The sequence below is a fragment of the Aeromonas sp. V90_14 genome (assembly GCF_029967615.1).
GTDB lineage: Bacteria > Pseudomonadota > Gammaproteobacteria > Enterobacterales > Aeromonadaceae > Aeromonas > Aeromonas hydrophila.
The window spans coordinates 198504-212700 of record NZ_JASCAS010000034.1 but is presented as its reverse complement, the minus strand read 5'-3'; the positions used below and the strand labels follow the sequence as shown (position 1 = coordinate 212700).

General features: G+C 62.9%; 12 protein-coding genes. All 12 read left to right on the top strand.

Annotated features, from left to right (window positions below; all coding sequences use genetic code 11):
• The first annotated feature begins 18 nt into the window (after positions 1–18).
• Positions 19–549: a translation initiation factor IF-3 gene (gene infC, locus QLG02_RS14535; RefSeq protein WP_208021905.1), complete on the top strand. Its 531-nt coding sequence runs from the start codon at positions 19–21 to the stop codon at positions 547–549.
• A gap of 86 nt (positions 550–635) precedes the next feature.
• Positions 636–833, top strand: coding sequence for a 50S ribosomal protein L35 (rpmI, locus tag QLG02_RS14530; protein WP_005300673.1), 198 nt, complete (start codon positions 636–638; stop codon positions 831–833).
• Between the two features lie 15 nt (positions 834–848).
• Positions 849–1205, top strand: a complete 357-nt coding sequence (rplT, locus tag QLG02_RS14525) for a 50S ribosomal protein L20 (RefSeq protein WP_005300683.1) — start codon at positions 849–851, stop codon at positions 1203–1205.
• Positions 1206–1521: 316 nt separating this feature from the next.
• Entirely contained in the window at positions 1522–2505 is a 984-nt protein-coding gene (pheS, locus tag QLG02_RS14520; RefSeq protein ID WP_282465501.1) for a phenylalanine--tRNA ligase subunit alpha, read from the top strand.
• Positions 2506–2517: 12 nt separating this feature from the next.
• Positions 2518–4905, top strand: coding sequence for a phenylalanine--tRNA ligase subunit beta (pheT, locus tag QLG02_RS14515; protein ID WP_282465500.1), 2388 nt, complete (start codon positions 2518–2520; stop codon positions 4903–4905).
• A 3-nt stretch (positions 4906–4908) separates the two neighbouring features.
• Positions 4909–5205: an integration host factor subunit alpha gene (gene ihfA, locus QLG02_RS14510; RefSeq protein WP_005300715.1), complete on the top strand. Its 297-nt coding sequence runs from the start codon at positions 4909–4911 to the stop codon at positions 5203–5205.
• Positions 5206–5259: 54 nt separating this feature from the next.
• Entirely contained in the window at positions 5260–9219 is a 3960-nt protein-coding gene (locus QLG02_RS14505) for a transporter substrate-binding domain-containing protein (RefSeq protein ID WP_282465538.1), read from the top strand.
• A 1-nt stretch (position 9220) separates the two neighbouring features.
• Positions 9221–10468: a response regulator gene (locus QLG02_RS14500; RefSeq protein WP_282465499.1), complete on the top strand. Its 1248-nt coding sequence runs from the start codon at positions 9221–9223 to the stop codon at positions 10466–10468.
• 3 nt (positions 10469–10471) lie between these two features.
• Positions 10472–11071, top strand: a complete 600-nt coding sequence (locus tag QLG02_RS14495; protein WP_077096256.1) for a GNAT family N-acetyltransferase — start codon at positions 10472–10474, stop codon at positions 11069–11071.
• 87 nt (positions 11072–11158) lie between these two features.
• Positions 11159–11932, top strand: coding sequence for a Sir2 family NAD+-dependent deacetylase (gene cobB / locus QLG02_RS14490; RefSeq protein ID WP_011706162.1), 774 nt, complete (start codon positions 11159–11161; stop codon positions 11930–11932).
• A gap of 89 nt (positions 11933–12021) precedes the next feature.
• A complete protein-coding gene (locus QLG02_RS14485; protein WP_168755288.1) occupies positions 12022–12498 on the top strand; it encodes a hypothetical protein in 477 nt (158 codons plus the stop codon).
• Positions 12498–14147, top strand: coding sequence for a sensor domain-containing diguanylate cyclase (locus QLG02_RS14480; RefSeq protein WP_282465498.1), 1650 nt, complete (start codon positions 12498–12500; stop codon positions 14145–14147). Before QLG02_RS14485 ends, QLG02_RS14480 begins: the two co-directional genes overlap by 1 nt.
• Positions 14148–14197 lie beyond the last annotated feature (50 nt).

Genomic DNA, 14197 nt, shown 5'->3' with positions numbered 1-14197 from the left:
ATAAAAGGCGGAAAAAAACTGGGCAAGCAACCGCAAGCCCGCGCTCACCGGATCAACGAAGAGATCCGTCTGAAAGAAGTTCGTCTGACTGGTCTGGATGGTGAAGCCATTGGCATCACCTCCATCCAGGATGCCCTGAACTTGGCCCTTGAGGCCGGAGTGGATCTGGTCGAGATCAGTCCGAACGCTGAGCCGCCCGTTTGCCGGATCATGGATTACGGCAAATTCCTCTACGAAAAAAGCAAGACCACCAAAGAACAGAAGAAAAAGCAGAAAGTCGTCCAGGTCAAGGAAATCAAATTCCGTCCTGGCACCGACGAAGGCGACTATCAGGTAAAACTACGCAACCTGGTTCGCTTTCTGGAAGACGGGGACAAGGCAAAGGTCACTCTGCGCTTCCGTGGTCGTGAAATGGCCCACCAGGAACTTGGTATCAAGGTTCTGGAGCGCGTCAAGAACGATCTGGAAGAGCTGGCCGTAGTCGAATCGTTCCCGAAAGTCGAAGGCCGTCAAGCTGTGATGGTCCTCGCACCTAAGAAGAAATCTTAAGGCCCACAAGAAATTGACTCATGGGGCCAGCCCCATGAGTCGGTTCGCCTTGCGATTTTGTTGTCACTCACAATGCGGAGTATGAAATGCCGAAGATGAAAACCAACCGGGGCGCCGCAAAGCGCTTCAAGAAGACTGGCTCAGGTCGCTTCAAGTGCAAGCACAACCACCTGCGTCACATCCTGACCAAGAAGAGCAGTAAGCGTAAGCGTCAGCTGGGACCGAAGTTCTTTGTTTCCGCTGCCGACCACAAACGTGTTGTCGCTTGTCTGCCGTACGCATAAGGGGGGATGTGAAAAATGCCAAGAGTTAAACGTGGTGTGACCGCTCGCGCTCGTCACAAGAAAGTAATGAAAGCCGCCAAGGGTTACTACGGCGCCCGTTCCCGTGTCTACCGCGTAGCGGTACAAGCGGTAACCAAAGCTGGTCAGTATGCCTACCGTGACCGTCGCCAGAAAAAGCGTCAGTTCCGTCAACTGTGGATTGCTCGTATCAACGCAGCAGCCCGTCAGAACGGTCTGTCCTACAGCCGTCTGATCAACGGTCTGAAGAAGGCTTCCATCGAGATCGATCGCAAGATCCTGTCCGATATCGCCGTTCACGACAAGCTGGCTTTCACCGCCCTGGTTGAAAAGGCCAAAGCAGCTCTGGTTTAATCCGGTCCTGTTATAAATGCTAAAAGGAGGCTCAGGCCTCCTTTTTTGTTGTCTGTCATTTACCGTCTGCAGACGGTGATGATTCGACCATCATGATAGCTAGGCATATGGCTCCATATGCCATCAAACTAAAATTGTGTAGCCAATCACGAAGAAGAAGCCGGTCCGGCTCGAAGCCCTACTTGATAACAAAATGATTTCTAGAGAGAAAAGGGCACCTTAACTATGGTCAGTGAAGGGGCTTTTTTTGTATTATTCCCCTCTTGACCTTATTTAGCCTAAAGGCTCCTGTACCGGGAGTGGTGACGAGGAAGACATGCAACAGCTTGAAGAAGTAGTCGGCCAAGCCAGGGCCGAAATTGAGGGCGTAAGCGACATCGCCGCCCTTGACGAAATCCGGGTCAAATATCTGGGTAAAAAAGGCTTTTTTACCGAGCAGATGAAGGGCCTGGGCGCCCTGTCCGCTGAAGAGCGTCCCGCCGCGGGCGCCGTGATCAACCAGGCCAAACAGCAGGTTCAGGATGCCCTGAACGAGCGTCGTGAAGCCCTCGAAGTCGCCGTGCTCAACCAGAAGCTGGCCGCCGAGACCATCGACGTCAGCCTGCCGGGCCGTCGCATCGAGAATGGCGGTCTGCACCCGGTGACCCGCACCATCGAGCGCATCGAGCGCCTGTTTGGCGAGATGGGCTTCAAGGTTGCCCGTGGTCCCGAGATTGAAGATGGCTTCCACAACTTCGATGCGCTGAACATCCCGGCTCACCACCCGGCGCGTACCGATCACGATACCTTCTACTTCAATCCTGATCTGATGCTGCGTACCCACACCTCCGGTGTGCAGATCCGCACCATGGAACATCAGCAGCCGCCGATCCGCATCATCGCGCCGGGCCGCGTCTATCGTAACGACTACGACATAACCCATACCCCGATGTTCCACCAGGTCGAAGGCCTGCTGGTCGACGAGCATGCCAGCTTCACCGAGCTGAAAGGGATCCTGCACGACTTCCTGCGCAACTACTTCGAGGAAGACCTGACCATCCGTTTCCGTCCTTCCTACTTCCCGTTCACCGAGCCGAGCGCCGAAGTGGACGTGATGGGCAAGAACGGCAAGTGGCTGGAAGTGCTGGGCTGCGGCATGGTGCACCCGAACGTGCTGCGCTCGGTCGGCATCGATCCGGAAAAATACTCCGGCTTTGCCTTCGGCATGGGCGTTGAGCGCCTGACCATGCTGCGTTACGGGGTCAACGACCTGCGTGCCTTCTTCGAAAACGACCTGCGCTTCCTCAAGCAGTTCAAGTAAGGGCGAGAGAACATGAAATTCAGTAAATCCTGGGTGATGGAGTGGGTCCGCACCGAGTTGAGTGACAACGCACTGGCCGAGCAGATCACCATGGCCGGTCTGGAAGTGGACGCCGTGGAAGCGGTGGCCGGCCAGTTCAACAACGTGGTGGTGGGTGAAGTGGTCGAGTGCGCCCAGCATCCTGACGCCGACAAGCTGAGGGTGACCAAGGTCAACGTGGGCGAGGCCGAGCTGCTGGACATCGTCTGCGGCGCGCCGAACTGCCGCGCCGGCCTGAAAGTGTGCGTGGCCAAAGTAGGGGCGACCCTGCCGGGTGATTTCACCATCAAGAAAGCCAAACTGCGCGGCCAGCCGTCTCACGGCATGCTGTGCTCCTTCAGCGAGCTGGGTATCGACGTCGACGCCGATGGCATCATCGAGCTGCCGCTGGATGCGCCCATCGGTACCGATATCCGCGAATACCTCGCGCTCAACGACGTCAGCATCGACGTGGATCTGACCCCGAACCGTGCCGACTGCCTCGGTATCGCGGGCCTGGCCCGTGAAATCGGCGTGCTCAACAGCGTCGATGTGGTCGAGCCGACCTGGGCGCCGGTTGTTGCTACCATCGACGCTAGCTTCCCGATCCGGGTTGAAGCGCCAGCCGATTGCCCCCGTTATCTGGGCCGCGTCATCAAGGGGCTGAACCTGCACGCCCAGAGCCCGCTCTGGATGCAGGAGAAGCTGCGCCGTGGCGGCATCCGTTCCATCGACGCCATCGTCGACATCACCAACTACCTGCTGCTGGAATACGGTCAGCCGATGCACGCCTTCGATCTGGCGACGCTTGAAGGGGAACTGGTGGTGCGCCGTGCCCACGCTGATGAGCCGATGACCCTGCTTGATGGCAACGAAGTGAAGCTCAAAGAGACGACTCTGGTGATTGCCGATGCCAAAGGTCCTGCCTGCATGGCCGGTATCTTCGGCGGCGATCGCACCGGTGTCTCCGAGACCACTACCGACATCCTGCTGGAGTGCGCCTTCTTCGCGCCGCTCTCCATCACCGGCCGTGCCCGTGCCTACGGTCTGCACACCGACTCCTCCCACCGCTTCGAGCGCGGGGTGGATCCGCAGCTGCAAGCCAAGGTGATGGACAGAGCCACCCGTCTGCTGCTGGATATCTGCGGCGGTGAAGCGGGTCCGGTCATCGAGGTCAAATCCGATGCCCATCTGCCCAAGGCTGCCCCCATCCGCTTGCGTCGCGCCAAGCTCGACAAGGTGATCGGCATCAGCGTGGCGGATGCGCAGGTGGTCGAGATCCTGACCCGACTGGGTATGCAGGTCACCGTTGAAGCCGACGGCTGGACCGCGCTGGCCCCCTCCTGGCGTTTCGATATCGCCATCGAGGAAGACCTCATCGAGGAAGTGGCCCGCATCTACGGCTACAACAACATCCCGAACCTCAAACCCGCCGCCTCCTTGGCGATGGTGGAGCAGGCAGAAGGGCAGGTGACCTTGAAGCGCGTGCGCGACCTGCTGGTTGATCGCGGCTTCCAGGAAGCGATCACCTACAGCTTCGTCGACCCCAAGGCTCAGCAGACCCTGTTCCCGCAGAGCGATGCCATCGTGCTGCCGAACCCGATCTCGGTCGAGATGTCCGCCATGCGTGTCTCTCTGTTCCCGGGGCTGGTGCAGGCCGTGGTTTACAACCAGAACCGTCAGCAGCCGCGGGTGCGCCTGTTCGAGCAGGGCCTGCGCTTCATCAAAGACGAAAATGCCGAGAACGGCATCCGTCAGGAGCCCATGCTGGCCGGCATCATCACCGGCAACCAGAGCGACGAGCACTGGGACATCAAGAGCCGCGCTGCCGACTTCTTTGATTTGAAAGGGGATCTGGAAGCGGTGCTGGACTTGACCGCCGAAGGGGCCACCTTCAGCTTCGAGCGTGCCGAGCACAGTGCCCTGCATCCGGGCCAGAGCGCGGCCATCCTGCGCAATGGCGTGGTGATCGGCCACATCGGCGTGATCCACCCGAGCCTCGAGAAGAAGCTGGGTCTGAAGAGCCGCGCCGTCATGTTCGAACTGGAGCTGGACAAGCTGACCCCGGCCAAGGTGCCGGTTGCTGCCGAGGTTTCCAAGTTCCCGGCCAACCGTCGTGACATCGCCGTGGTGGTTGATCGTCATGTCCTGGCCGGTGATGTCCTCGCAGTAATTAAAAAAGTTGGCGGAAATCAGGTAGTTGGAATAAACTTGTTTGACGTATACCAGGGAGCTGGCATGGCAGAGGACAAGAAGAGCCTGGCCATCAGTCTTGTTCTGCAAGACACCCAGCGCACTCTGGAGGAGAAAGAGATTGCCGAGACCGTAGACAATGTCGTGCGGGCCCTTGGTGAAGAGTTGAATGCATCCTTGAGGGATTGATCTATGGCGCTTACCAAAGCCGACATTGCAGAGCACCTGTTCACCCAGCTCGGGATGAGCAAGCGTGAAGCCAAAGATATGGTGGAAGCCTTCTTTGAAGAGATCAGACAAGCGCTTGAGCGTGGTGAACAAGTCAAGATTTCAGGCTTCGGTAACTTTGATCTTCGTGAGAAGAACCAGCGTCCTGGACGTAACCCGAAAACCGGCGAAGATATTCCTATCAGTGCCCGGCGGGTGGTCACCTTCCGCCCTGGTCAGAAGCTCAAGGCCAGGGTCGAAAATGTTGAGCCCAACGAGTGACAAAAAGCCAGGCAGCCGCCTGGCTTTTATTTTTTCATGAGAAAAACCAGCCTATTGCTAGGCCTGCTGCTGGCTACGCCACTGCAGGCGATGGATCTCCCCCTCTCTCCGGCGGCCAAGGCGTATGCCGATGCCACCAAGTCGCTGACCATCTGTTATCCGGCGCTGATCCGGCCGCCTTATCTCGAGGAGTCGGGAGGCTTGCTGATCGATCAGATGGAGCGGTTGGCAGAGCAGCTTCCTTTTCCGCTCCTGCACGAGAAGCTGCCCAACTGGTCAGCGGTGCAGCGTGGCTTGCAGGAGGGGCGCTGCGATCTCATTCCCAATGTCGGCCCTTCGTTGCAGGCCCTGCCAGGCATGGCGCTGAGTCGTGCCATGCTGGAGGCCGAATCCGCCATCCTCTATCGCGGCGATCTGGAGCGGGCGACCTTCCTGGTGTCTCCCATCTGGCAGGCGAACGAGGTGCTCAAGGCGCTTTATCCCCGCTCAACCCAGTTGCCCCTGACCGAGGCGGACAACTGGTACGCGGCGCTGGCGGCGGGCAAGGGGACCGCCTACCTCGGCGACTATCTGCAACTGCGCTACCTGATGCGCGAATACCCGGATCAGGGGCTGCGGCTGCGCCGGCTGCGCAGCGATGAACTGGTGGTGAGCTACCGGCTGATGATGCGCGACCAGCCGGAACTGCGCGAGCTCATCGATACCGCCATCCGCTATCTGCCGCCCGGTGCCCTCTACAAGGATCTGGACCGTTATCTGGCGCAAGGGGAGCAGGACATCAACCCGCTTCACTTCACCGACAAGGAGCAGGCCTGGCTGGTCGGCACCTCCCGTGCCATCAAGCTGGTCGTCAACCCGGATTTCATGCCCTACAGCGGTCTCGACGAGCAGGGGGAGCTCAAGGGGTGGAGCGCCGACGTACTGCGGCAGGTGAGCCAGCAGACCGGCCTCAATTTCCACGTGATCCCGACCGCCAGCAAGGAAGAGGCGCTGGCCAAGCTGCGCAGCGGTGAGGCGGACATGATGGCCGGCCTGCTGGAGACGCCGGCGCTGACCGATGCCTTCGACTTCACCCGCATCATGGCGCTCAATCGCTATGCTCTGGTCAGTCGCAAGGCGAAGTCGTTCGATACGCTGGCGGCGGTGAAGGGCGACATAGTGGTGCCCGCCACCCTCTATGACGAAGGGATGCTGGCCAGGCTGGATGGCGAACATCATTGGCGCAAAAGCGACACCTTGGCGCAGGGGCTTGCGGCGGTGCAAAGCGGTGAGGCCGACGCCATGCTGGCCGAGCTCTACCAGCTGCAATACCCGCTTCGCAACAACCAGCTGGACGGACTGGATATCAGGGAGCTGCCTCAACGCTTCGGGCTGGGGTTTGCCATCAGTCATCACAGCCCGCGACTCGCCGGGGTGATGGAGCAGAGCCTGATGGCCTTCACCAGCAGGCAGAATGACGATCTCAATCAGCGCTGGCGCCGGCTGGTGCTGACCCAGCAAGCCGGGGTCAGCTACGGGATCTGGCTGGGGTCGGTGTCGCTGGCGCTGTTGATCAGTGCTGGCGTCATCTGGCTGATCTGGCGCTCCCGCCAGCAGCTGGCCAGAGAGGTGAGCCAGCGTCAGGAGATGGAGCAGACCCTGGCGCTGGAGAGCCAGTTCAGGGAGTCCCTGTTCCAGGCGCTGCCGGTGCCGGTGTTTCTGCGGGACAACCAGGGCGAGATCATCAAGCGCAACAAGCAGGCCAAGCGGCTGGAGGCGCGCTATCTGGCCGAGCTGCACCTGCCAGAGGCCCAGTTGCAGGGGGGCGAGGGGGAGATGGCTTTGGGCGATCAGGTTTACTCCTATGCCCAGATCCCGCTTCAGCTTGGCAAGCAGTCGCCGGCGGGGGATCTCATCGCGCTCTCCAACATCAGCGCCCTGCGTGAGCGCACCCGCTTGCTGCGCCAGGCCGAGCGCCGCCTGCGGGCATTGACCAATACGGTGCCCGGGGTGGTGATCCAGTTCCTGCTGCAGCGGGAAGGCATCGCCCAGGTAGAGTTCATCAGCCGTGGCAGCTACGAGCTGCTGGGGCTGGCCAGCCAGCAGATCCGCCGCAATCCCGGTCAGGCGCTGAGCCGGCTGGATCAACATGACAGGCGCAAGATGCAGATCCCCATGCTGGAGATGCTGCAGGCCGGTCAGCCTTTTTCCTACGCGCTGCGCTATGAGCACCCGGGCAAGGGTACCCGCTGGCTGCAGTTCTACGGCCGGGGACGCAGCCAGTCCGAGCAGGGTTGGCGGGTGTACGGGGTGGTGCAGGATGTGACGACCCGGGTCGAGCAGGAGCAGGCGCTGCAGGCCTCCCACGAGCGGGCCGAGCAGGCGGTGCTGGCCAAGGGGCGCTTCCTCGCGGCAGTGAGCCACGAAATTCGCACCCCCATGAACGCCATTCTGGGGTTGCTGGAGTGGCTCAGCCACACCTCCCTCAATGCCGAGCAGCGCTCGGCACTGGCCCACGTCCGCCAGGCGGGGGACGAGCTGCTGGGCCTGCTCAACGACGTGCTGGACTTCAGTCGCAACGAGAACCGGCAGCTGGCGCTCTCGCTGCAACCCACCGATCTGGTGGATTTGTGCGAGCACGTGGCGGCCGTGCACTGGTCCAAGGCCCGCTCCAAGCGACTGCAACTGCGGCTGGATCTCGATCATCGACTGCCTGCCCAGGTGGAGCTGGATCCCCACCGGGTGCAGCAGGTGCTGCACAACCTGCTGGCCAATGCCATCAAGTTCAGCTCCCGTGGCGAGGTGGTGCTGTGGGCCCGCCGCGCTGGCTCCCAGCTGTTGTGCGGAGTGGACGACGAGGGGCCCGGCATCAGTGCCGAGCTGCTGCCGCGGCTGTTCCTGCCCTTTGAGCAGGGCGGGGAGGCGGGTCAGCCGCGGGCCCAGGGCACCGGGCTCGGACTTGCCATCTGTCGCCAGTTGATGGAGCAGATGGGTGGCGAGATCCGGGTCGAGCCGCGGCCGACCGGCGGCAGCCGTTTCCTTTGTGCGCTGCCACTGGTGTTGCTGCAGGAGATGCCGCGCTGGCGGCCACGGGTGGCCAGCGTGCATGTGCAACTCGGCGGGGCGGAGCGGGACTATCTGCTGCCCTGGCTGGGTGAGCTGGCTTTGCAGGACGATCCGGCCGGCCCGGTATTGAGCGTCCGGCTGGATGAGCAGGGATTGCGCTACTGGGACTGGCAGGGGGAACCCTGGGTGCCGGGCTCGGTGGTGAGTCTGATGCAGCCAAGGCTGGTGCCCTCTAGCCAGGGCATGATCACGCTGCCGGGGCAGGGGATGCGGGTGCTGCTGGTCGAAGATCACGAGGTGAACCGGGTGTTGATCAGCATGCAGCTGACCCAGCTGGGGGCCCGGGTGATCAGCGCCGCCAACGGCCAGCTGGCGCTCGATATCCTGCAGCATGAGACGGTTGATCTGGTGTTGACCGACCTGCAGATGCCGGTGATGGACGGGGCCGAACTCTGCCGCCAGCTGCGGGACTCGCCGCGCTGGCAGCATCTGCCCACCTACGTCATCACCGCCGATCTCAGCGAGCAGGCGGCGGCGCAGCTGGCCAGCTGTGGTTGTCGCGGTCATCTGGACAAGCCGCTGCTGCTCAAAGACCTGGCCAATCTGCTGCGCAGCCTGGGCGAGTCCGACCAGGCGCCCGCACCCGAGCCAACCCCTCAAAGCGACGTATCGACCGAAGGGGAGGTCTGGGCAGCGCGGGAAGTGTCATTGCTGGCGCCGGAGCTTATTCCCCTCTATCTGGACGCGACCGGGCAGGATCTGGCCGACATTGAGCGCTGCGTCACACAAGGGGACGAGATGGCGCTTGAAGCCGCTTTACACAAGATGAAGGGGGCCGCCAAAATGGTGGGAGCCACCCCGCTTGTTCAGGTGATCGAGCAGTGGAAACGGGATCCACGGCAACCCCTGCTACCCCCGCTGCGGCAAGCTCTGGATGAGGTGTGCCGGCGACTACGTGAGAGGCTCTGACATGATCATCACAGATGAAGAGTTACTGGCGTTGCTGAACTCGGAAGAGACGGACGAGCGCCTGTTCCACCCCGTGACCATCTACGCCCTGGACGGGGTCGCCTATCGGACGGCAAAGGCCGTCGAGCTGCCCGAGTTCGCCACCTTGCGCCGTACCCGCCCCGATGCCTGCTGGCAGTGGGAAGGGCTGTTTGCCGCCGGCGCCATCGCCCTGTTCGATCCCGACTCCCATGTGGGGGCTGACTATCTGCCACAGCTGACGGCGCAGGCCGAGGGTGTCTATCGCCTCACCGACGACTGGCTGGCGGGGGTCAATGGCCGCTACCTGGCGTGGCAGGAGTGGCTGGCCCAGACCCAGGTGCTGCTGCTGGAGGATCACCCGTTTCAGGGGGCCCACATCCAGCAGGAGATCAAGGGACTGGGGGTGCCCTGCCAGTGGGTGCAGGATGGCAACGCCTGCATCAAGGCGCTGGCCAGCGGCGAGGTGAAGCTGCTGGTGAGCGATCTCAGTCTGGTAGAGCAGGATGCCATCAGCCTGCTGATGAGCCAGCCCCAATACCAGCACAGTGGCTTGCCCATCGTGCTGCTCTCGGCCCACGATCAGACTCTGATCGACGGTGCTCGTCGCCTGCTGCACGACGCCGGTTTCAACGTGCTGGCCGCCCTGGCCAAGCCGCTGCTGGCCGACGATCTGCTGCGGCTGCTCAAGACGCTCTATCTGGGACCGCAGCGTCAGCGCCGGTTGAGCGGCCTGCGCCGCACCATCCGCACCTGGCAGGGAGAAGAGAAAGGACTGCTCGGACTCTTGTCCGATCCCCCATCGCCCTTGCCCATCTGGCTGGCGGTGACCGGCTTGCCGCCGCGCTGGGAGCGGGTGCGCGAGTGGCTGGTCCAGCAGGGCCGGGAGCCTGGCGAGCTCACCCTGCTCATCCACCGGCGCGACCACCTGCTGAGCCAGGCGGAGCGTTTTGCCCTGGTGCTGCAGGCCAGTCTGGCGGGTGCCAAGCTGGCACTGCTGCTGGACAACGATCAGCACATCCCGTTCGACTTGCTGGAGCGGATGCCGCTGCAGCACCTGCTGCTGGGACAGACTCTGCTGCCCGGACTGGAAGCCATGACCCCGGACTCCCTGCTGGGGCGTTTCATCAACCGGGCCAGGGAGCTCGGGATCGCCCTCTATCTGGACGATCCCTTCAACCTGCTGGACAGCAATCTGTGGCGCGATCAGGGCGTGGCGGGGCGCTGGTAGACTATGGCCCGCTATCTCTGCTGGCCACCGGACGAGGCCCGCTTGCGGCGCGCCCTGGCCGGCTGGCTGCATCCTCATTCACGGGCAGCCCTGCCGCTGATGATGGAGGTGGGGGGCATTCCCTGTCGCTTGCAGGAACTGGCGGGGGCCGATCCCGAGCGGATCAGGGCCGCCTATGGCGAGCTCAGTGAACAGAGTGTCTACCTGCGTTTCATGCGCGCCAAGCAGCTCCCGAGTGACGAGCAGCTCGCCTTCTTCCTCGATTACCCCAAGGAGCAGCAGATCGGGCTGCTGCTGACCGACGGTCAGGGGCGACCGCTGGCCCAGGCCCAGTCCATCCGGCGGCGACTGCACCCGGATCGGGCCGAGTTCTCCTGCATCGTCGCCGATCACTTCCAGCACCGGGGGGCGGGACGGCGCATCCTGCTGGCGCTGGCCTTGCTGGCGCGCGCCGAAGGCATTCGCGAGTGGACGGCGGAGGTGCTGCCCCAGAATCGCCCCATGCTGGCGCTGCTGCGCGGGCTGGGCTTGCCGCTCACTCTGGTGACGGGGCGGGAGCTGGTGTTCGTGCGACTCGATCTGAGCGTGCTCGACACCCTGTAACCGCGTCATAAGACCAAGGGCGAATAGGCCGGTTTTTCACCCTGTGCTAAGGTCAGCCAGAGAAGTAGCAAGAGGGAGTAGTCAGTCATGGTGCAGTCAGCGAAACACATCGTCATTCTTACCGGTGCCGGGATCTCGGCCGAGTCGGGCATCAAGACCTTTCGCGCCTGTGACGGTCTGTGGGAAGAGCACAGGGTCGAAGACGTGGCGACGCCGGAGGGCTACGCACGGGATCCCGCCCTGGTACAGGGTTTTTACAACTCCCGCCGCCACCAGCTGCAGCAACCCCACATCCACCCCAATCCGGCCCACTATGCGCTGGCCAGGCTCGAGCGCCTGCTGCCGGGCTGCGTCACCCTGGTGACCCAGAACATCGACAACCTGCACGAGAGCGCCGGCAGCAAGAACCTCATTCACATGCACGGGGAGTTGCTCAAGGCGCGCTGCCCGGGCTCGGGCCAGGTGATCGAATGGCGCGGTGATCTGCAGCAGGAGGAGCTGTGCACCTGCTGCCAGTTCCCCCAGCCGCTGCGCCCGCACGTGGTCTGGTTCGGCGAGATGCCGCTCGGGCTGGATCGCATCTACAGCGCGCTGGCCCAGTGCGATCTGTTCATCTCCATCGGCACCTCGGGCGCCGTCTATCCGGCGGCCGGTTTCGTGCACGAGGCGGGATTGAACGGGGCCCACACCATCGAGCTCAATCTCGAGCCGAGCGAAGTGGGCAGCCAGTTTGACGAGAAGCGCTACGGCCCGGCATCGTTGCTGGTGCCGGCCTACGTGGATGAGCTGCTGCAAAGTTGCGGCGTCCACCAGCCAGCGCAGATCGAGGGCCACAACTGGATGGAGATGCGCGGTCCCTGAGCTATTGTGCGACTGGACAGTTGCAATGAACCGGTGAAATCGCCACACTGGCAGCCACAAAAAATGGGACGCAGTTGGCGCAAATTACCATGACCGCAGTAAAGCAATGGATCGCTTTTTTCCTCCTGATGCTGGCCAGTGCCGGCGCATCGGCCTCGATCCCCCTGATGACCCTGGTGCTGCCAAGCGGCCAGCAAGTGACCCTCGATGAGGCGGCCCTGTCCGCCCTGCCGCAGACCGAATTCACCACCACCACCCCCTGGACCCAGGGCGCCCACCACTATCGCGGGCCGACCCTGGCAGCCGTGCTGGCGGCGCAAGGGATCCTGGATGCCCGCAAGATCGCCGTTTCGGCCCTCAACGGCTATCAGCAGGTGGTGGATCTGGCCCTGTTCGACGGCGTGCCACTGACCCTGGTGCGCCAAGAGGACGGCAAGCCGCTGACCCGGCGCAACAAGGGCCCGCTCTGGCTGCTCATTCCGTTCACCACCTATCCCAAGCTGGACGTGCCCGCCATCCACAACTGCATGGTGTGGCAGGTAACCCGCATCGAGATCGTCGATTGATGGGGCTATCCCGCCACAAACTGCTGTTGGTTGTGGTGTCGCTGCTGTTTCTGCTCTCCTCGGGCAGCAGCCTCTATCTGCAGCATCGCCAGGAGCAGCTGGTCGATACCTTTTACCGCAATATCCACTGGAACATCAGCCAGGTGATGCTGGAATCCCAGCGTTTCCTCTACGATCTGCAGCTCTATCGGGCCGGCAGGCTGGGGATGGAGACCCTGAGCCTGGATTACGATCTGCTGTGGAACCGGCTCGATATCTTCCTCATCAGCAGCGAAACCGCCGAGGCACGCCAGCGGCACGGGCTCGGCAAGGCGCTGGCCGGACTGTTCGAGCAGATCAAGCAGCTCGAACCCCAGATGGAGGCCGGTGCCCTGCGCGAGGGGGCTGAGCTTGCTCGCTTGCAGGAGGCGATCGCCAGCCAGACCCACCTCATCGAGCAGATTGGGGATCAGATCCTCTCCGGCCAGGAGCGGGAGCGTTCGGTCAGCCAGATCCGCAGCAGCCTGTTCTGGCTGCAGATCTGGCAACTGATCCTGTTGCTGACCGGCGGCGCCCTGGTGGCCGCCCTCATTCGCGCCAACCTGGCGAATCGCCGGCTCGCCCTGCTCGATCCCCTGACCCGGCTTGGCAACCGCCGTGCCCTGCAGGAGCAGCTCTCCCGCGCCCTGCATGCCGGCGAGGCGAGCGCCCTGGTGGTGCTCGATCTCAAGCGCTTCAAGCAGGTCAATGATCTGCTCGGCTATCAGGTCGGTGATCGGCTGTTGCAGACGGTGGCCGACAAGCTGCAGCAGGCCCACGGTGGCCACGCCTACCGGCTCGGTGGCGACGAGTTCGCGGTGGTGTTGACCAGCGCGGATGGCGCGCTGGAGACTCGCATTCATGAGCTGGTGAGCCTGCTCCATTTCGAGTTCGTGACCCGGGAGTGCAGCTTCGATCTGGCCTGTCGGCTCGGGGTGGCCAAGGCGCAGCAGCAAGATGCCGGCCGGCTGCTGGATCAGGCCATCCTGGCCCTCAATCAGGCCAAACGCAGCCAGGAGGGGGACATCTGCTGGTTCGAACCGGCCATGCTGCAGCAGTTGCAGTTGAGCCAGCATCAGCTTCATCAGCTGCGCGACTGGCTGGCCGGGCGCGAGCCTGCGCCGCTGCGAGTGGCGTTGCAGGGGCTGACGGACGGGCAGGGCAACGACCTGTGGCAAATGACGCTCTACTGGCGTGAGCAGGGGGCGCCCTGCCAGATGCGCTGGCTGCAGGAGTGCGGCGTGCTGGGGCCCGTGCTGGCCCGGCTGCTGCAAGCGCACGAGGCGCAGCATGTCGATGGGCGGGCGTTGTTGCTTCCGCTCGACAACCAGGCCCAGCTGGCCCATGTCGTGGCCTATCTGCCGGACGCCTCCCGCACGCCGCGGGTGCTGCTGGTGCCGGCGCTGCAGCCGGATGCAGCCTTGCTGGCGGGGTTGCGGCAGCAGGGTTGCGCCCTGGCGCTCAGCGATATTGGCAGCGCCACCCCGGCCCAGCTGGCGGCCGGCTGGCCTGTCCGTTACTGGCTGCCAGATGATGCGGAGCACAGCGAGCTGTTGCAGCCGCTGGCCCGGCGACTGGGGTTGGTGCAACTGCAGGTGCTGGTGGGCAGTGAGGCAAGACAGCTGGCTTGAGCACAAATGGCGCTATTGAACCGGCCAGAGACAAAATGCAGCAAGGCGAC